The 18,111-nt window shown below is 67.3% G+C and carries 15 protein-coding genes and 3 pseudogenes; 12 read left to right on the top strand and 6 right to left on the bottom strand.

The window, feature by feature from the left end:
* Nucleotides 1-28: 28 nt before the first annotated feature.
* Nucleotides 29-742, bottom strand: coding sequence for a purine-nucleoside phosphorylase (locus C1706_RS08360; RefSeq protein WP_129458792.1), 714 nt, complete (start codon nt 740-742; stop codon nt 29-31).
* A 144-nt stretch (nt 743-886) separates the two neighbouring features.
* On the opposite strand from C1706_RS08360, the gene C1706_RS08365 reads away from it, so the two are divergent.
* The 11 genes and pseudogenes from C1706_RS08365 (at nt 887) to C1706_RS08405 (ending at nt 12,626) form a co-directional block, all read left to right on the top strand.
* On the top strand, nt 887-2,614 hold the full coding sequence (locus C1706_RS08365) for a cation:proton antiporter (protein ID WP_206661051.1): 1,728 nt from the start codon (nt 887-889) through the stop codon (nt 2,612-2,614).
* Nucleotides 2,615-2,679: 65 nt separating this feature from the next.
* Nucleotides 2,680-3,519 carry an aldo/keto reductase gene (locus C1706_RS08370; RefSeq protein ID WP_129458793.1) on the top strand — a complete coding sequence of 280 codons (840 nt, stop codon included), beginning with the start codon at nt 2,680-2,682 and terminating at the stop codon, nt 3,517-3,519.
* A 261-nt stretch (nt 3,520-3,780) separates the two neighbouring features.
* A complete protein-coding gene (locus tag C1706_RS08375) occupies nt 3,781-3,870 on the top strand; it encodes a potassium-transporting ATPase subunit F (RefSeq protein WP_129458794.1) in 90 nt (29 codons plus the stop codon).
* Nucleotides 3,870-5,539: pseudogene (kdpA, locus tag C1706_RS08380) on the top strand (potassium-transporting ATPase subunit KdpA). Before C1706_RS08375 ends, kdpA begins: the two are co-directional and overlap by 1 nt.
* Nucleotides 5,540-5,682: 143 nt before the next feature.
* A pseudogene (locus C1706_RS08385) lies at nt 5,683-6,305 on the top strand (P-type ATPase actuator domain-containing protein); the annotation flags it as partial.
* A gap of 1 nt (nt 6,306) precedes the next feature.
* Nucleotides 6,307-6,636 (top strand): annotated as a pseudogene (locus tag C1706_RS14165) (winged helix-turn-helix domain-containing protein); the annotation flags it as partial.
* A 10-nt stretch (nt 6,637-6,646) separates the two neighbouring features.
* A complete protein-coding gene (locus C1706_RS08390) occupies nt 6,647-8,158 on the top strand; it encodes a purine-cytosine permease family protein (RefSeq protein WP_129458795.1) in 1,512 nt (503 codons plus the stop codon).
* Complete coding sequence (locus C1706_RS08395) at nt 8,155-8,709, top strand: cysteine hydrolase family protein (protein WP_129458796.1); 555 nt, start codon at nt 8,155-8,157, stop codon at nt 8,707-8,709. The genes C1706_RS08390 and C1706_RS08395 overlap by 4 nt, the downstream gene beginning before the upstream one ends.
* Nucleotides 8,710-8,951: 242 nt before the next feature.
* Nucleotides 8,952-9,578 (top strand): hypothetical protein, encoded by a 627-nt coding sequence (locus tag C1706_RS13995; protein WP_164987489.1) that lies wholly within the window; start codon nt 8,952-8,954, stop codon nt 9,576-9,578.
* Nucleotides 9,579-9,607: 29 nt separating this feature from the next.
* On the top strand, nt 9,608-11,080 hold the full coding sequence (locus C1706_RS08400) for a glycosyltransferase family 2 protein (protein WP_164987490.1): 1,473 nt from the start codon (nt 9,608-9,610) through the stop codon (nt 11,078-11,080).
* A complete protein-coding gene (locus C1706_RS08405; RefSeq protein WP_129458798.1) occupies nt 11,073-12,626 on the top strand; it encodes an ABC transporter in 1,554 nt (517 codons plus the stop codon). The genes C1706_RS08400 and C1706_RS08405 overlap by 8 nt, the downstream gene beginning before the upstream one ends.
* On the opposite strand, the gene C1706_RS08410 is transcribed toward C1706_RS08405, so the two are convergent.
* Together C1706_RS08410 and C1706_RS08415 are read right to left on the bottom strand one after the other, a co-directional pair.
* On the bottom strand, nt 12,619-14,337 hold the full coding sequence (locus C1706_RS08410; protein WP_241653497.1) for a long-chain-fatty-acid--CoA ligase: 1,719 nt from the start codon (nt 14,335-14,337) through the stop codon (nt 12,619-12,621). The two genes, C1706_RS08405 and C1706_RS08410, sit on opposite strands and share 8 nt — an antisense overlap.
* Nucleotides 14,338-14,385: 48 nt before the next feature.
* Nucleotides 14,386-14,616 carry a hypothetical protein gene (locus C1706_RS08415; protein ID WP_129458800.1) on the bottom strand — a complete coding sequence of 77 codons (231 nt, stop codon included), beginning with the start codon at nt 14,614-14,616 and terminating at the stop codon, nt 14,386-14,388.
* 66 nt (nt 14,617-14,682) lie between these two features.
* Here C1706_RS08415 and guaA point away from each other — a divergent pair, with 66 nt between their 5' ends.
* Nucleotides 14,683-16,254, top strand: a complete 1,572-nt coding sequence (guaA, locus tag C1706_RS08420; protein ID WP_129458801.1) for a glutamine-hydrolyzing GMP synthase — start codon at nt 14,683-14,685, stop codon at nt 16,252-16,254.
* Nucleotides 16,255-16,412: 158 nt separating this feature from the next.
* Here the strand turns inward: guaA and C1706_RS08425 are convergent, their stop codons facing one another.
* Genes C1706_RS08425 through C1706_RS08435 form a run of 3 tightly spaced genes read right to left on the bottom strand, consistent with a single transcriptional unit; the run spans nt 16,413 to nt 18,021 of the window.
* Complete coding sequence (locus C1706_RS08425; protein ID WP_129458802.1) at nt 16,413-16,655, bottom strand: PspC domain-containing protein; 243 nt, start codon at nt 16,653-16,655, stop codon at nt 16,413-16,415.
* Between the two features lie 23 nt (nt 16,656-16,678).
* Complete coding sequence (locus C1706_RS08430; RefSeq protein WP_129458803.1) at nt 16,679-16,858, bottom strand: hypothetical protein; 180 nt, start codon at nt 16,856-16,858, stop codon at nt 16,679-16,681.
* On the bottom strand, nt 16,855-18,021 hold the full coding sequence (locus tag C1706_RS08435) for a PspC domain-containing protein (protein WP_129458804.1): 1,167 nt from the start codon (nt 18,019-18,021) through the stop codon (nt 16,855-16,857). The genes C1706_RS08430 and C1706_RS08435 overlap by 4 nt, the downstream gene beginning before the upstream one ends.
* Nucleotides 18,022-18,111: the final 90 nt, after the last annotated feature.

The raw sequence follows: 18,111 nt of genomic DNA on the forward strand, positions 1-18,111 counted from the left end.
GCGTCCGGGGCCCTCGTGCGTCAGCGTGTCAAGCCAGCAGGGCGGCCGCGCCGACCTTCACCGAGGTGGCGTACAGCGTCTCCCGCTCCTGCGCGGTCATGTCGTTGCTGCCATCGACCAGATGGTCGCTCACCGTGAGCACGGTCAGCGCCTCGGCGCCTTCCTGTGCCGCTGCGGCGTACAGTCCGGCAGCCTCCATCTCCACACCCAAGGTGCCGAGGGCCGTCAGCCCCTGCACGATGTCGGCGCGCCCCAGGTAGAACAGATCCGAGGAGTAGACCGGGCCCGCGTGAACCGGGGCGTCGGTGAGGGCCTGTGCGGCATCCATGGCGCCGCGCAACATCGGGTAGGACGCCGCCCAGGACAGATTGACCCCGGGGACCAGCAGCGTCGACAGCGACGCATTGGTGTGGGCACACGTGCCGATCACCGTGTCGCCCACCTTGACGCTGGACGCCATGCCACCGCAGGTGCCCACGCGCACGATCCGACGGACCCCGTAGAAGCGGTACAACTCGGTGGCGTAGATGGAGATGGACGGAATGCCCATGCCTGAACCCATGACGCTCATCGGCGTGCCCTCATAGGTGCCCGTCCACACGGTGATGCCGCGGACCTGCGACACCTGCTGGGCGTCAGCCAGGTAGTCCTTGGCGATGCGGTCGGCGCGTCGAGGGTCTCCCGGCATCATCACCAGCGGGGCGATCTGACCAGGTTCGGCGGCGATGTGCGGTGTGGCCATGCGGGACTCCTTGACGTGAGGTCGATGCGCGACGGCACGCCGAGGCGCGGGGAATCGAAGCTACCACGGGCACGGCTGGTTCGGGGTTGACGTGGGGGGCAGGATCGAAGCGGGGCGGTTGCCTCCTCGACGACTCCTTCGGAGGTGCCTGTGCTGGAGATGCTGGTGTGGGGCGTGGCCCTGTTCGCCCTGGTCGCGGCGGCGGGGGTGCTCGGCCCGCGCATCGGCGTGGCTGACCCCTTGCTCCTGGTGATGGCGGGCCTGCTCATTGGTGTGCTTCCGATGGTGCCCGACGTCGTCGTCCAACCCGACCTCGTCTTGGAGGTCCTCCTGCCCCCGCTGTTGTACGCAGCGGCCGTCTCGCTGCCGCCGATGGGGTTGCGACGTGAGTTCACCGCCATTTCGGGGCTATCCGTGGCGCTCGTCGTGGGGACTGCGCTGGTGCTCGGCCTCGTGTTCGCCTGGCTCATCCCGGGGGTGGGTTTCGCCTGGGGTGCGGCGTTGGGCGCCATCATCAGCCCCACCGACGCCGCAGCGACAGCGATCGTGAAGAAGGCAGGCGTCCCGCAGCGCGCGATCGTCATCTTGGAGGGTGAGGCGCTCCTCAACGACGCGACGGCCCTGGTGTTGTTGCGCACGGCGGTGGCCGCCGCGTTAGGGACGTTTTCCCTCGGCGCCGCCATCGGCACTTTCGCCTACGCGGTGGTGGTGGCCATCGTGATCGGCGGCGTCGTGGGCGTGGTGACAGTGTGGTTGCGCGCACGCATCGAAGAACCCGCACTGGCCACCATCGTGTCCTTCACCGTCCCGTTCGTCGCCTCAGTGCCCGCCGAGGCCTTGCACGCGTCCGGGCTGGTTGCTGCCGTCGTCGCCGGTCTGGTGACGAGCCTGCGGGGCGCAGGACGCCTCCCACCGTTGCACCGGTTGTCGGATCGACAGAACTGGGCGAGCGTCCAGCGGGTGCTGGAGGGGCTGGTCTTCTTGACGATGGGCCTCCAACTTCCCTCAGTGATCGGCGACGTTGCCGCGGGAGACTTCGGCGTCCGGTTCGCCTTGGCCGTTTCACTGCTCGCCTTGGCGATCGCGCTCGGCGTGCGCGCCGCCTACGTGCTGCCCCTGTTGTGGCGGCTGCAGTACCGGGTGCGCCGCGATCAGCAGCGCGCGGCGAAATTGGATCGGATCCGCGACAAGGTCGAGGTGGCCAAGGAGTCGGGCGAACCGTTGATCCTGACCCGCCACGATCGCGCGGATCCTCCTCGACGCCGACCCCGCCGCTCCGCCGCCCCAACCCAGGTGGACGGGGCAGGTCAACGTCCAGGCGGACGGGAACACCCCGGGGAACGGAGCCGACGACTGGTAGGAAAGGAAATCGCGCTCTTGGGGCGTCGTGTCCGCAGAGCCATGGCGGACCTGGACTACTTCGTGCGCCAGCCATTGGGACGCCGCGAAGGGCTCGTTGTCGTGTGGGCGGGCATGCGCGGAGCGGTCACCGTCGCCACGGCTCAGACGCTGCCCGTCGACACCCCGCATCGTCCCCTTCTGGTCTTCATCGCCTTCGCGGTTGCGACGATCTCTTTGCTGGGGCAAGGCCTCACCGTGGGCCCTCTCGCCTCCCGGCTGTACCGTGACCCGCAGGCCGAGCCGGATAGGGAAGACCAGGCCGCTGAGCGAAACGAGGTCGCTCAGGTGCTGCGCGCCGCGGCGGACGCCCATGCCGGTGAACCCGCGGTCGACATCGTGATCGCGCAACGAGCCGCCCTCCTGCGGGCCCGCAGCGAACTCGCCGTCGATGGCGACGTGCTCGATACCGCTTTACGCCGACTGGATGCGGCACAGATCGAATGGGAGGTGCGCCGCGGCAAGTCGGTGTGAGGTTCGCCCCCTGGTGCGGGCTCACCGACCTAGGCTGGGCGAACAGTGCAACGAAGGGAACGACCATGAACCGCGCACCTGCCGTGACTGCCGGAGGCAGCCTCACGGTGCCCGCCATCGGTTTTGGCACCTACGGGCTCAACGGGCTGCCCGCACTCGACGTCATCCGTCAAGCCGTCGCGTCGGGGTACCGCCTGTTCGACTCGGCATTCAACTATGAGAACGAGGGAGCCGTAGGGGCCGCCCTGCGGTCCGCCTCTGTGCCTCGTGAGGAACTGCTGATCACCTCCAAGCTCCCTGGGCGCCACCACGCCCACGACGAGGCCATCGCGACGATCGAGGAAAGCCTGCTGCGGACCGGCCTGGAGTACCTCGACCTGTACCTGATCCACTGGCCCAACCCGGGGGTGGGGCTCTACGTCGAGGCCTGGCAGGCGCTGATCGAGGCGCGGGAACGAGGGCTGGTCCGTCACATCGGAGTCAGCAACTTCCTGCCCGACCACCTCACCGCGCTCATGGAGGCGACCGGCGTCACCCCGGAGGTGAACCAGATCGAACTGCACCCCTACTTCCAGCAGGAGACCCAACGCGCCTTTGACCGCGAGCACGGAATCATCACCGAGGCCTGGAGCCCGCTGGGCCGCGCGACCGACATCCTCCAGGATCCGGTGCTCACCGGCATCGCCCACAAGCACCAGATCACCGTCCCCCAGGTGGTGCTGCGCTGGCACACCCTCATCGGCTCCGTCCCACTGCCCAAGTCCGCCGACCCGCAGCGTCAAGTGCAGAACCTCACAGTGGCTGGCATCTCCCTCGATGAGGATGACCTCGCCGCGATCGCCGCCCTGGACCGCCCTGCGGGCCGCATCTGGGATCAAGACCCGGCAACCTACGAGGAGTTCTGATCCGCGTCGCCTCAGCCCGGTAGGGCTTGACGTAGAAGACCCGTGAGGGAATCCCCTCAACCCGTATGGGTTCCGTAAGGAACCTGTACGCCGGGCCCGCCGAAGACATTGAATCCCAATGTGCGCTGAATCGCAGCGCGAAGTCGAGGGGTGATCGACCCCCTCACTGAGGGAGTGTGCAGTGTTCGATGTGGTCTACGTCGTCGGCGTCATCGCCCTCTTCGCGCTGATCGGCGCGATCGCCAAAGGGGTGGAGGGGTTGTGATCGTCTTCTCGTTACTGGCAGGCGGGCTCGGCATTGCCGCGCTGGTCTACCTGCTGGTCGCCTTGCTCCGTCCGGAGAAGTTCTGATGGCCGGATGGTACGCGGCCGCGGCCGTGCTGAGCGTGGCCGTCGTGATCGCGGCGCTGTACCGCGTCGTGGGCGACTACCTCGCATGGGTATACACCTCCCCCCGCGACGGACGCGTGGAGCGCGTCCTGTACCGGGTCATCGGGGTGGACCCGCAGGCCGAGCAGACCTGGCAGGCCTACCTGCGCGCAGTGCTTGCCTTCTCTCTTGTCTCGGTGCTCGCCCTTGATGCGCTGCAACGGCTGCAGGGGTTCCTTCCCGGATCCCTGGGGCTCCCGGCGCCCGGAGAGGCGCTGGCCTTCAACACCGCGATCTCCTACGTGACGAACACGAACTGGCAGTCCTTCTCGCCTGAGGCGACGGTGGGCTACACCGTGCAGGCTGCGGGACTGGGAGTGCAGAACTTTCTGTCCGCAGCGGTCGGGATGGCCGTCGCCATCGCCTTGGTGCGTGGCTTCGCCCGCCGGTCCTGCACCACGATCGGGCAACTTCTGGGTCGACCTCGTCCGGGGAACCATCCGCATCCTGCTGCCCCTGGCCGTGCTGGTCGCGCTCGTGCTGATCGCGGGAGGCGTCATTCAAAACTTGGCCGGTCCCACCCCGGTCACGACGCTGGCCGGTGGCTCGGCGCTCCTTCCCGGAGGGCCCGTGGCGTCCCAGGAGGCCATCAAGCTCATCGGCACCAACGGTGGCGGATTCTTCGCCGCCAACTCCGCCCATCCCTTCGAAAACCCGACGGCCTGGACGAATCTCGTCGAGATCATCGCCATGCTCCTCATTCCGTTCGCGCTCCCGCGGGCGTTGGGGCGGATCGTCGGGGACAACCGGCGGGGCTACGCGATCGCGGCCGTGATGGGCGCCCTCTTCCTGGCCTGCGTGACCGCGCTCACGGCCTGGGAACTCGCCGGAAGCGGAACCGCCCCCTCCCTGGCCGGCGCAGCCCTGGAAGGGAAAGAGACCCGCTTCGGCGTCGTCGGCTCTGCGCTGTTCGGCGCGACGGGCACCCTGACGTCCACCGGTGCGGTCGACGCGATGCACGACTCGTTCACCGCACTGGGCGGCATGATGACGATGCTGAACATGATGCTGGGAGAGATCGCGCCCGGCGGGGTCGGGGCTCTACGGCATCCTCGTCATCGCGATCATTGCGGTGTTCATCGCCGGGCTGCTGGTGGGCCGTACGCCCGAATACCTGGGTAAGAAGATTCGGCCCCGCGAGATCAAACTCGCCAGCCTCATCATCCTGGTCACCCCTGCACTGGTGCTGTTGGGTGTAGGCGCCTCCTTGGCACTGCCCGGTATCCGGGAGGACGTCACGCACGTGTCGATCCTCAACCCCGGCCCGCACGGGTTCTCCGAAGTGCTGTACGCGTTCGTGTCAGCGGCCCACAACAACGGTTCCGCCTTCGCGGGGCTCAACGCCGACACGGTGTGGCTGAACACGGCGTTGGGCGTCGTGATGCTCCTGGGCCGGTTCCTGCCCATCGTGTTCGTTCTCGCCCTGGCCGGTTCGCTGGCCCAGCAGGACGCCGTCCCCTCCACGTCGGGAACGCTTCCCACACACCGGCCGATGTTCCTTGGCCTGTTGATCGGCACGATCCTCATCGTTGCTGCGCTCACCTATGTGCCCGTTCTCGCGCTAGGCCCCCTGGCGGAAGGACTGAAGTAGCCATGTCCACCCTCCTTGAGCGTCCGGTACGCTCCAGCGCCGCCAAGGGTCGCGCCCGCAGCTTCAGCGCGGCTCAACTCCTGGCCGCCCTCCCCGGGGCCGTGCGTAAGCTCCACCCCCGCGACCAGTGGCACAACCCGGTCATGTTCCTGGTATGGGTGGGCGCGCTGTTCACCACCCTGCTCGCCCTCGCCGAACCCTTCCTGGGTGGGCCCTCGGATTCCGGCGGCGTCCCCGCCCCGCATCCTTCACTCCGCTGATCGCGGGCTGGCTCTGGCTCACCGTCCTGTTCGCCAATCTCGCCGAGTCGGTCGCCGAAGGCCGCGGCAAGGCGCAGGCCGAGACGCTGCGTAAGACACGCACTAGCACCACCGCCCATCGCGTCCTGGACTACGACGCCGACCGCGATCCCGGGGCACAGACGACCGAGACCCGCGACATTCCCTCCTCGGACCTCACGCCGGGCGACCATGTCGTTGTCGCGGCGGGGGAGCCCATCCCCGGCGATGGCGACATCGTCTGGGGGATCGCCTCCGTCGATGAATCCGCCATCACCGGCGAGTCCGCCCCCGTCATCCGGGAATCGGGCGGTGACCGGTGCGCGGTGACCGGCGGGACGCGCGTCCTCTCGGATCGGATCGTGGTGCGCATCACCTCCCAGCCCGGGGAGACCTTCGTCGATCGCATGATCGCGCTCGTCGAGGGGGCCGCCCGGCAGCGGACCCCCAACGAGATCGCGCTCAACATCTTGTTGTCGAGCTTGGCCAGGGGAGGTGACCGTCGACTTGGCCACCCACACGGTGACCCGGGGGCGCTTCGGAGAACGCGACACCATTCGCCTGACACCCACCGAATGGCATGTCTTGGAACTCCTCATCCGCAACCCGGGAAAGCTCGTGACCCGCCAAACGATGCTGACCGACATCTGGGGCTCCGACCATGTCGCCGACACCGGCTACCTGCGGCTCTACATCGCCCAGTTGCGCAAGAAACTCGAGCCCGAGCCCGGAGAGCCCCGCTACCTCCTCACCGAGGCGGGGATGGGATACCGGCTGTGCCCTGATCCTCCCCCTGACAACGCGACCGACAGCGTGTGAGAATCCCCCTATGAGTACGCCTGTTCCGGCCAGTGAGGCCGGCATCGACGCGACCGCGAAGGCCCGCCTGATCGAGACCAACGGCATCGACATCATTGAGGAATCGGAACGCACAGCGAAACCCCGCGACCTGTTTTGGCCGTGGTTCGCGGCGAACGTCTCCGTGTTCGGCATGAGCTATGCGGCGTTCGTCTACGGGTTCGGGGTCTCCTTCGGGCAGGCGGTGTTCGTCGCGCTCGTCGGCATCGTCGTCTCCTTCTTGCTGTGCGGCATCATCGCGATCGCGGGCAAGCGCGGCTCCGTTCCGACCATGGTGTTGTCGCGGGCCGCGTTCGGGGTACAGGGGCAGAAGTTGCCCGGGGTGGTGAGTTGGCTGCTCTCCATCGGCTGGGAGACCTTCTTGTCGATCATGGCCGTGATGGCTACGGCAACGGTGTTCTCCGCACTGGGGTGGGCCTCGGGGACGCCGACCAAGGTGATCGCCACCCTCGGTATTGCAGCCTTGATCGTCGTGGCGTCCGTGCTGGGCTATCACACGATTATGCGGCTGCAGTCGATCCTCACCTGGATCACGGGCGCCATCACGGTGGTCTACATGGCGCTCACGCTCCCTCGCGTGAACTGGTCCGCGGTGGCGGGCATCCCTGCGGGTGACATCGGCTCGGTGATCGGGGCGCTCACCATGGTGATGACTGGCTTTGGCCTGGGTTGGATCAACATCGCCGCTGACTGGTCGCGCTACCAGCGCCGCGACGCCTCTAACGCTCAGATCGTGTTGTGGAACACCCTTGGTGGTTCCGTCGCGCCAGTCATCCTTGTCGTCTATGGGCTCCTGCTGGCGGGCTCAGATCCGGCCCTGGTGGCGGGCATCACCGGGGATCCGATCGGCACCCTGGCGAGCATCCTTCCCTTGTGGGTGCTGATCCCGTTTTGGTTGACGGCTGTCCTCGCGCTGGTCTCGGGGGCCGTCTTGGGGATCTACTCCTCGGGGCTCACTCTGCTGAGCCTCGGCATCGCCATCCCGCGCCCGGCAGCCGCCGCCGTCGATGGGGTCATCCTCACGGCCGGGACGATCTTCGTCGTGTTCTTCGCTCAGGACTTCCTGGGTCCGTTCCAGAGTTTCCTGCTGATCCTGGGCGTGCCGATGGCCGCTTGGGCAGGCATCCTGATCGCCGACATCACTTCACGCCAACGCCCCTATGACGAGGCCGCGCTGTTCGATGCGGCCGGCCGGTACGGGGCCATCGACTGGGTGTCGGTGGGCACGCTCATCGGCGCCACCGTGCTGGGGTGGGGGTTGGTGATCAACCAGTTTGCCGGTGACGCGGCGTGGGCCAACTGGCAGGGCTACCTGCTGGAGCCGCTGGGGCTGGGGACTCGCACCGTGGTGGACGGCGTGGAGCAGTGGCAGGGCACCTGGCCGGGAGCCAACCTGGGCGTCCTGCTCGCCTTGGTCCTCGGCTTCGTGGTGACCTGGGTGGGACGCCGCAGGACCATCGCCCGGCAAGAGGGCCGCGCATGAGCGAGCCTTGGCTGGTCGTCATTGACGCCCAGCGCATCTTTGCCGACCCGAGCAGCGCCTGGGCCTCCCCGCAGTGGCCGGACGCCGCGCAGAGGATCGCCTCATTGCTCCCCGCCTTCGCGGGACGCACGATCGTGACGCGCTGGATTCCACCGCGCCCCACGCAGCGAGAGGGCTCGTGGGCCGCCTACATGGCGGCGTGGCCGTTCGCCGATCGTGACCCCGATGATCCGATGTTCGACCTCGTCGAAGCGGTCCGGCCCGCCGTGACGGCGGGGGCCTTCGTGGTGGACGCCCCCACGTTCGGCAAATGGGAAGCCATCGCTGCAGTGACAGGCCCCGCCCCCACGCTCGTCGTGGCCGGGGTGGCGACCGATTGCTGCGTCATCTCCACGGTGCTCCCGGCCGCCGACGCGGGCGCGACGATCACCGTGGTGGCGGACGCGTGCGCTGGCTCCAGCGCGGAACACCACGCTGCAGCCGTGACGGTCATGGGCCTCTACCCTCCCCAGGTGCTCGTCTCCTCCTCGGCGGAGGCGTTGACGCGCTAAGCACCACCCGAAATTCCTTGTCGCAACACAGAGGTGTTCCGGCAAGGCGTGTTTATTTCACGGGTGGGCGTGATGATGAAACAAAGAGTCACGCAGGGGAGTCGAGGTGTGGCTCCCTGAGTCGGCGCGCCGACATGGGAACGTGATTCGATCCACTGTCGATCGTGGGTTAATGTGGTTGCTGTCATGACTCGTCCGCTGGGACCGGGCGAAACAGCAATCGATATAGGTGATGTGCCCTGATGAATACCACCCCCCTCACGCTCGCCCCTCACGCGCGCCCCCTCCGCAGGCTTCCCCGCTCCGGCATTCCTGCCGGGACGGTCCTCAATCTTGGGGCGGCCTTGGTCGTCGCGTGGCTGCTGCCACTCGCGGCCGTCGGACGCCTCCCGATCAGCGTGAGCGACCTGGGCTGGCTGAGCGGAGCAGGGGCCGTGAGCCTCGCCCTCCTGTTTAGTCGATGGTTCCAGCCACACATCGACGACCGGGATCTCGACGTCATCCTCACGGTCCTCGTGGGGGTTGCAGGCCTGTGGCTGGTGGGCACGCGCGGCATCGATCTTCGAGGAGCCCACCTGATCGGGGGCCTCCTGCTGTCTGCTGGGTGGCTGTTTGCGACCATGGGGACGCGGGCGACAATGAGGTTGTGGCCAGCGGCCTGGTGGGTGGTCGCCTGCCTGGTGCCGGGTCTGGAATCGGTGGCGATCGCAGGGGTAGGCGCACTCAGTGGCCTGGTCATCGCGGTATTGCTTCTGATTCGGCGGGGTTGGGCCACTCCTGGGCAGTTGGTGCCAGCTGCCCGGACGCGCCGACTCATGGGTCTGGTCTATCTGGTTCTTGTCGTCGGAATCGCCCGGGTCCTCGCGTGAATCGGGCACCCAGGCCCAGGAACGACATCGTGACGCGCGACGAGGTTGTGGTGCCCGCATTGCCTCGCAGCGCAGCGGCCCTGGATGCCTGCGCCCGCGCCGACGTGGCAGCCAACGGTCTGGCCGAGTCTGCGCCGACCTTGTCCGCCAAGCGGGTGACGAGCCGAGGGCAGCGGATCATCCTCGTCGCGGCGCTGGGGGTTGTCCTGGCTGTGGCGGTGATCGCCCCGCTGGGGACGATCACCGCGCTGATCGGCCTGGTCACCTTCATCTACCTGGCCGCCCTGATCTACCGTGGCCTCTTGTTTTACCAGGGAATGCGTGGCGGGCGCGTCATCCGGGTCAGTGACGAGCAGGCCCATTCGCTCAGCGATGAAGAGTTGCCCGTCTATACGGTGCTCATTCCCGTCCTTCACGAGCCTTTGATCGAGACGTTGGTGGGGAATCTTCAGCGCCTGGATTATCCGGTCGACAAGTTGGATATTCGGCTGCTTATCGAGGCTGACGACGAGGTGACATGGTCAGCGCTGGAGAAGCTCGACCTGGACGCATGTTTCACCGTCGTCGCTATTGCCCCTCGTCAGCCCCGCACCAAACCGAAGGCGTGCAACGTCGGCCTGCTGGATTCGCGGGGCGATCTGGTCACGATCTACGACGCTGAGGATCGCCCCGAACCTTTGCAGTTGCGCAGGGCCGCCTACGCCCTGCTGCATGCCGACCCTCAGGTGGCCTGCATCCAGGCGCAACTGTCGTTCTACAACTCGCGGCAGAATCTGCTGACGCGCTGGTTTGCGCTCGACTATGGCGCCTGGTTCCACTATCTGCTGCCCGGGCTCGAAGCGCTCAAGTCGCCGATCCCGCTGGGGGGAACCAGCAACCACTTTCGGGCCGAGGTGCTGTACCGGATCGGGGCGTGGGATCCGTGGAACGTCACCGAGGACGCCGACCTGGGTTTGCGGCTCCATCGCCTCGGGTATCAGGTGGAGGTGCTGGAGTCGGTCACGCTGGAGGAGGCCAACTCCGATGGGATCAACTGGATCCGACAGCGTTCGCGCTGGTACAAGGGCTACCTTCAGACGTTGTTGGTCCATCTCCGCAGGGGAGGCCCGGTCGCCCAGCGTGGGGATCTCGCCACCTGGGCGGGGCTGCTGCTGTTCGTCGGAGGAACGCCGCTTCTCGCGGCACTGAACGGGTTCCAATGGTGCTTGACGCTCGCGTGGGCGCTGACGCGTAGCGATCTCATCGCAGGCTGGTTTCCCCCGGGGGTCTACTACGTCGCCATGATCAGTGCCGTCTTGGGTAACGGACTGGTCATCTACTTCAATGTGCTCACCGCACGCGCCATGGGCCGTCCCGACCTCGTGTGGGCGGCCGTGCTGAGCCCCGGCTACTGGTTCCTCATGTGGCTGGCGGCCTTGAAAGCGGCGGCGCAACTGGTCTTCAACCCCTCCTACTGGGAAAAAACCACGCACGGACTCGATGAGGGGGGCCAGCATGAGTGAGGGGGCAACCTCGACGCGACGACGGGGGGAACCATGGGTCTGGTTCGTCGTGTGCTCGATCGTTTACGGCGGCATCGGCTGGTGGCTGTTGTCGCGCGATCTGATCTTTCCCGATGCGATGTCGCGCGTCGCCAACGCCTACTACGTGCTGTTCTCCCGGGATCCGCACCTGGCGGCGATCGGCTTCGTCTGGAACCCGCTGCCGTCGCTGGCGACGCTCCCGCTGCTGGTGTTCTCGCCGTGGTTCCCCGCGCTGGCCAGCCTTGGAGCGGCAGGGACCATCGTGTCGGCGCTGTGCGGGGGCGGCTGCGTCGCGGTGATGGCGGTGATGCTGCGCGACCTAGGGGTCACCTCCGCCTGGACGCGTAACGTGCTGACCGGCCTCTTCGCGATCCAGGCGTTGGTGGTGCTGTCGTCTGCGGTGGGGGCCAGCGAGGCGATGCTCATGCTCACGTGTTCCTATACCGCCTTGTTCCTACTGCGCTGGTTGCAGCAGCGCGATCCGTGGTTCTTGGTGCATGTGGGCACAGGGCTGGGGTTGGCCTACCTCACCCGCTACGAGGCCGGGGCGTCTGCCGTCGCTGTGGTGCTGCTCGTCTTCGTGGTCGGCGTCGTCCGAGCCCCGCGGCAGCGGTGGGCATACGGGGTCAATGACGCCGCGTTAGCGGGGCTTCCCTTCGCCGCGGCAGCGCTCGGCTGGGCGGTGACGTCCAAGGTGATCGTGGGCACGTGGTTCGCCACGTTCACCTCCCAATACGGCAACTCTGCGCAGGTGACGTCAGGCCAGGCCTCCATCGAATCGGTGACCGGATCGGGCCTGGATCATCGACTCCTCTACCTGGCAGAGCAACTGGTCCACGTAGCACCCCTTGCCGTGCCGCTGACGTTGGTCACCTTGGCCATCGCGCTGGTGCGCCGCGACACGGCCCCGCTGGCGGGGGTGGCCGTCTTCGGAGCGGTCCTCGCCTTTGACGATCTGACTTTTGCCTTGGGTTCGTCGTTTGGGTGGATTCGTCTCCAGATGGCCGCCATTCCCCTGGGGCTCTTGGCGATGGGATACCTGATCGGGGTAGCGCGGCGCCGATGGTGGGCGGTGCTTCTGGTGGTTGCGCTGGCGGCCACGACCCCGCTGGGGTGGCAGGCCGAGGCCACTCCTCGTTGGGGGCGGGAGGAAGCGTTGGCCCGCGAAGTGGCGCAGGCAGGCCAGTACGCCATGCAACGCAGGGTTGCAGCCGATCTCGATGCGCTGAGCCCCACAGACGGCTCGATCATCACCGACGTCGCCTACTCGTTTCCAGTCTTCCTCGCCAGCAGTCACCCCCACAGCTACGTCGTTACGACCGATCGCGACTTTGCCGCAGCGCTGGCTGACCCGCACGCGGCCGGGGTGACCTATGCGCTCTTGGCGTCGCCCCAGAACGCACCCTCGGACGCGGTCGAGCAGGCGTATCCGGGCTTGTTCGAGAATGGCGGCGGCGTCGCCACGCTGGCGGGGCAGTGGCAGGACGCTCGCGGCACGACGTGGCGGCTCTACCGGTTCACCTAGGCGAGGAAAGGTCGGGCAGGTCAGCCAGGATGGCGTCGCGCACCTGCTTGCGCAGCACCTTGCCCAGCATGGAGGTCGGTAGTTCCTTCACCACGAAGACCCGACGCGGCACCTTGTAGGCGGCGAGACGTTCCCGGGCGGCGGCACGGACGGCGTCCGGGTCGAGGGTCACTCCCGGTGCAGCCACGACGGCCGCGACGACCTCTTCGCCCGAATGCGAGGATGGGAGCCCGACGACGGCGGCATCGGCGATCCCGTCTTCGGCGCGCAGGGCCTGCTCCACTTCGGTGGGGGAGACGTTGAAGCCCCCGGTGATGATGAGTTCTTTGAGCCGGTCCACGATCGTGGTGAAGCCGTCCGCATCGACGGTGACCAGGTCGCCTGTCCGCAGCCAGCCCCCCTCCAGCAGGCTGGCCGCCGTGTCGTCGGGATTGTGCCAGTAGCCGCTGAAGACCTGGGGGCCGTGCAGCAGCAGTTCGCCGATCTCGCCTTGGGCGACTTCGCGGGTGGGGTCCTCGGGGTCGACGACCTTCATCAGCGTGCTCGGGAACGGGACGCCGACCGTGCCGGTGCGGCGCGTGGGCCAAAACGGGTTCCCCAGGGCGACAGGCGAGCATTCAGTCAGGCCGTACCCTTCCACCAGGAGACCGCCGGAGACGGACTCCCACAAGGTGACGACCTCATCGGTGAGCGCCATCGCCCCGGAGATGCAAAAGCGAGCCGACCGCAGCGAGATGCCACGCTCTTGAGCGCGTTGCGCAGTGCGCTGATAGATCGGCGGAACCGCGCAGTACACGGTGGGCGGACGCTTCGTCGCGACATCCAAAATCATGTCGATGTCGACGTTGGGGAACAGCACGATACGGGCACGTTTGAGCACACCGAAGGTGAGGTACAGCGTCATCCCGAACGCATGGAACATGGGCAAAACCGCGTAGATGACCTCCTTGCCGTCCTCGGCGTCCTTCATCCAGGCAGCCCCCTGGAGGGCGTTGGCAAACAGGTTGCGGTGGCTGAGCATCGCACCCTTCACGCTGCCGGTGGTGCCGGAGGTGTATTGGATGACCGCCAGATCCTCGGATGCGGGTGAGGGATGGTCTTCGGCGAGGCGAGGCCCCTTCAAGACGTCACGCCAGGCATCCGCTCCGGGCATGGGCTGGTGAAGCTTGTCGCGGGTGGCGCGCAGGGAAGGAAGGGGGAGGTTCAGCGCGAGACGCTTCACCGTCGGGAAGGCGTCGAGGAGGTTGACCGCGATGAGGTGCTTCAGGCCAGCATCGGCGATCTTCGGCGCGGCGACGTCCCAGGCGATCGCGACGGTGGCGCCATGATCGGCGAACATGGCGCCCAGTTCGCTGGCCGTGTAGAGCGGATTGTGTTCGACGACGACCGCGCCGATCCGCAGTACCGCATAGAAGGCGATCACGTGCTGGGGTGAGTTTGGCAGCAGGAGCGCGACGCGGTCTCCGGGCCGGACGCCGTAGCGGTGGCGCAGTGCCTGCGCCAGCCGCGAGACCTGATCGTCGAGGGAGCGCCAACTCGTCGTGGCTCCAAAGAACTCCAGCGCGACCTCGTCGCCGCCCGCCGCGGTCGCGCGGGCCAGCAGGGCGCCCAGGGGTTCGTCGGGTACCTCGATGGTCGCCGGGACGCCGGGTTGGTACTGGGCGACCCAGGCGGGCGCGGGCTCGGACGGGCTAGTCACAGAAGAGGTCACCGGGTCATTATCGTCGGTGGCCGTCTCGATGACCATTGGACAAGGCCCTTAGAGGTCGTCGTCCCCGCCGGTGTCAGGCAGCGTGGTGGGCCGGTTGGCTTCCGCGGCCTCATCGCCGGGGCGACGGCGCAGTGGGCTGTGCTCCGGGTCGGACGGCCCTTGCGTCTCGGACACATTCTCCGCCGAGTCGTGGGCGCGGACGCCGTAGTGGCCGGCGGCGGCCCCCGTGAGATTGCCGATCAGGTCGGCCCAGGGTCCACTGTTGCTGTCGCTTGTCATGCGATCCTCCTTCTTGCTCATTGTTCCGCGTCGGAAGCCAACCGTGGCCGCCGTTAGACTTCGGGCATGACCGAAGCCGAAGCAGAGCAGGCGCTCCATCCTCCCGTACTGGTGGTCGATTTCGGTGCCCAGTACGCACAGTTGATCGCGCGCCGTGTGCGCGAGGCGAAGGTGTATTCCGAGGTGGTGCCGCACACCATGCCGGTATCCGAGATGGCGGCCAAGCAGCCAGCGGCGATCATCCTCTCGGGTGGTCCTCAGTCGGTGTACGCCCCGGGCGCCCCGCAGGTGGATCCGGCCCTCTTCGCGCTCGGCGTCCCGGTGTTCGGGATCTGCTACGGCTTCCAGGCGATGGCGGTCGCGTTGGGCGGGCGCGTGGCGCGGACCGGCCAGTCCGAGTATGGACGCACCCCCACCTCGCTGGATCAGCGTGGTGTGTTGCTGGAGAACCTTCCCGAATCCTTCTCTTGCTGGATGAGCCACGGTGATCTGGTCACCGATGCTCCGCAGGGGTTTACGACCTTGGCGCACACAGCCGCGACGCCGGTGGCGGCGTTCGAGGACACCGGGCGTCGCCTGGCGGGCGTCCAGTGGCACCCGGAGGTGCTGCATTCTGAGCACGGGCAGCAGGTTTTGGCCCAGTTCCTCTATGACATTGCTGGGCTGGCACCAGATTGGACCCCAGCCAACATCGTGGAGGAGTCGGTGGCGGCGATCCGCGAGCAGGTCGGGGACAAGCAGGTGCTGTGCGCCCTGTCCGGCGGCGTCGACTCCGCCGTGGCCGCCGCTCTCGTGCACCGCGCGATCGGAGACCAGCTCACCTGTGCCTTCGTGGATCATGGCCTGCTCCGTAAGGGGGAGCGGGAGCAAGTGAAGGACGACTTCGTCGCCATCACCGGCATCAAACTCGTGGTCGCCGACGCGGAGGAGCAGTTCCTCACCGCGTTGGCCGGGGTCAGCGAGCCGGAAGCCAAGCGCAAGATCATCGGCCGTGAGTTCATTCGAGTCTTCGAGCAGACGGTGCGTGACATTGCCGACGACGCGGACATCGAGTTCCTCGTGCAGGGGACGCTGTACCCCGACGTGGTGGAGTCCGGCGGCGGTGAGGGAGCCGCCAACATCAAGAGCCACCACAACGTCGGAGGGCTCCCCGACGACCTCCAGTTCACGCTGATCGAACCCCTGCGCTCCCTGTTCAAGGACGAGGTGCGTGCCGTGGGTGAGGAACTCGGGCTCCCGCACGAGATGGTGTGGCGTCAACCGTTCCCTGGCCCCGGGCTGGGTATCCGCATCATCGGCGCGGTGACCCGCGAACGCCTCGACCTGCTGCGTGAGGCGGACGCCATTGCCCGCGAGGAACTGGCCGCCTCCGGCTTGGAGAAAGACGTGTGGCAGTTCCCGGTGGTGCTGCTGGCCGACGTCCGTAGCGTCGGCGTCCAAGGTGATGGGCGCACGTACGGGCATCCGATCGTGCTGCGCCCGGTGACCAGTGAGGACGCCATGACCGCAGACTGGTCGCGCCTGCCGTATGACCTCATCGAACGCATCAGCACGCGCATCACCAACGAGGTGCCGGAGGTGAACCGCGTCGTCGTGGACGTGACCTCCAAGCCGCCGGGCACGATCGAGTGGGAGTGAGTCCCCGCAGCCTGAGCTGAGGGAAACTCGCGCCACGTGTGACCGCTGCTGGAGCGATCTCACGTGGCGCGAGGCTGCCGTGTCGTGCGGCAGCGTGTCGGGCTCGAAGCGGGCGGCGCAGAAGGGAAGCCCACCTCCGAGGGGCCGCCGTGGGCCGCTTAGTTCGCCCCGCCGTTGCCGGAGAACTGGCGCTTGAGGCTTTCCAGGCCCGTGGGGCCGTTGTCGCTGGGCAGGAACAGCCACAAGGCCAGGTAGATCACCCACCCGACCTGAGTGAAGAGCAGCAAGACGAAGACAACGCGGATGAGGTTGGCGTCGAGGCCAAACTGGCGCGCGAGGCCGCCGCAAACGCCCGCGACCACCTTGTCGGTGCTGCTGCGTCGTAGGTTGAGGTCAGACATGTCGGTTCCTTTCGTGGGGTACTTCAAATCCGGTGACGGGAGGCGAGGAGGCCCAGCACGCCGATGGCGACCAGGCACAGCGGTACGGCGAGGCCGACGCTGGCCCACGACACCGTCCCCCAGGCGGCCCAGAGGCCCAGGGCGGCGAGCAGCAGGCTCAACAGCCCGATGACCAGGGCAACAACGTCGGCGCGTGGCTTCATGGCTGGACCACCGTGATCTCTCCCGCCCGAAGACGGAGGTGGATCGTGAGGGTGGGTTGGGTCGGGTCGTCGATACGGCGCCACGTCTCGCTCAGGTGCATGCCTTCGTGGTCGCGGATGAGGCCGTTGATGTTCCCGGCGTCCACGGTCGAGGTCACCACCACGTTCCCGGTGCGCGGGACACGCAGGGTGATCTCTCCAGCCAGCATGTCGTAGGTCACCTCGGAGTCGGCCTCGATGGGGGTGTCGGTGAAGTCGAGTGTGTGCTCCCCGAGGGACAGATCCGTCAACCCCGAGGTCACCGCAGGTGCTGGCCCCGTGGACACCTGTGCCTTGGCGCCCCAGGCTTGGGAAGCGACGTCACTCACCAAGAGACTCGCTGTCATGAGTGCAGTGAGGACGGTGACGGTGGCCAACAGCGGGGGGCGTCCGAGCGCGGCACGCGCGGGGCGGGCCGAGTTCACCAGGGCGATGGCGAGGACTGCGAGTGTGCCGCTCGTCCACGCCAGGACAGGGACCTCTACCCCGAGCATCGTCAGGCCCGTGCACGCGAACCACACCAGGCCCACACCGATGAGGACGCCGAACCAACTGCGGCGCCCGACCCGCCGGTGCACCGGACTCCCCACCACATCGGCAGGGAGAGAAACGCTGAGGGAGGATGCGGTCGCGTCTGGATCCCATTCGGCGGGAAGGCCGGAATCCACATTGGTGAGGCGCTGGTCCCAATCCAACGACAAGCGCTCGAAAGGTGTGCGGGGTTCGGGGCGCGGTACGGGCGCTGAGGCAGTGCGGCGATAGCCGCTGCCTCGAAGCAAGGTGATGACCAATAGCACCACGATGATCGTGCCGACACCCGAGCCGGTCAGGATGCTACCGAGGATGAGGCAGGCACCCAGCACGCTCGCCACGAGCGCAAACGGTGACCACGTGCGCGTGAAGGGGAGCCACCGGCGCAAGGGGACGAGCCCGTCGGTCCTGGAGGGGGTAAGGCCCCACAGGGCGAGATAGCCGAAAACGCCCACGCCGCCAGTGAACAGGGCCAGCAAGACGAAACCGATCCGCACCAGTTGCGGATCCAGACCTGCGGAGCGGGCGACCGCTCCAGACACCCCTCCGATCACAGCGCGATCGCGATCGCGCACGAGCGGCTCCAAGGTCATGTCTTCATCCTGCCTGCTGTCAGCGGCGTCGCCGTCAGGGAAGCCCCTCGCACCACCCCGGAGAGCAGGGGAGCGCTGAGGCCTCGTCCC

It is taken from the genome of Propioniciclava flava (assembly GCF_004126535.1).
GTDB classification, from domain to species: Bacteria; Actinomycetota; Actinomycetes; order Propionibacteriales; family Propionibacteriaceae; genus Propioniciclava; species Propioniciclava flava.

Coding starts and splice junctions, on each gene's coding strand:
- C1706_RS08360 (WP_129458792.1), bottom strand. CDS start 742: ATGGCCACACCGCACATCGCCGCCGAACCTGGTCAGATCGCCCCGCTG.
- C1706_RS08370 (WP_129458793.1), top strand. CDS start 2,680: ATGAACCGCGCACCTGCCGTGACTGCCGGAGGCAGCCTCACGGTGCCC.
- C1706_RS08390 (WP_129458795.1), top strand. CDS start 6,647: ATGAGTACGCCTGTTCCGGCCAGTGAGGCCGGCATCGACGCGACCGCG.
- C1706_RS08395 (WP_129458796.1), top strand. CDS start 8,155: ATGAGCGAGCCTTGGCTGGTCGTCATTGACGCCCAGCGCATCTTTGCC.
- C1706_RS13995 (WP_164987489.1), top strand. CDS start 8,952: ATGAATACCACCCCCCTCACGCTCGCCCCTCACGCGCGCCCCCTCCGC.
- C1706_RS08405 (WP_129458798.1), top strand. CDS start 11,073: ATGAGTGAGGGGGCAACCTCGACGCGACGACGGGGGGAACCATGGGTC.
- C1706_RS08415 (WP_129458800.1), bottom strand. CDS start 14,616: ATGACAAGCGACAGCAACAGTGGACCCTGGGCCGACCTGATCGGCAAT.
- guaA (WP_129458801.1), top strand. CDS start 14,683: ATGACCGAAGCCGAAGCAGAGCAGGCGCTCCATCCTCCCGTACTGGTG.
- C1706_RS08425 (WP_129458802.1), bottom strand. CDS start 16,655: ATGTCTGACCTCAACCTACGACGCAGCAGCACCGACAAGGTGGTCGCG.
- C1706_RS08430 (WP_129458803.1), bottom strand. CDS start 16,858: ATGAAGCCACGCGCCGACGTTGTTGCCCTGGTCATCGGGCTGTTGAGC.
- C1706_RS08435 (WP_129458804.1), bottom strand. CDS start 18,021: ATGACCTTGGAGCCGCTCGTGCGCGATCGCGATCGCGCTGTGATCGGA.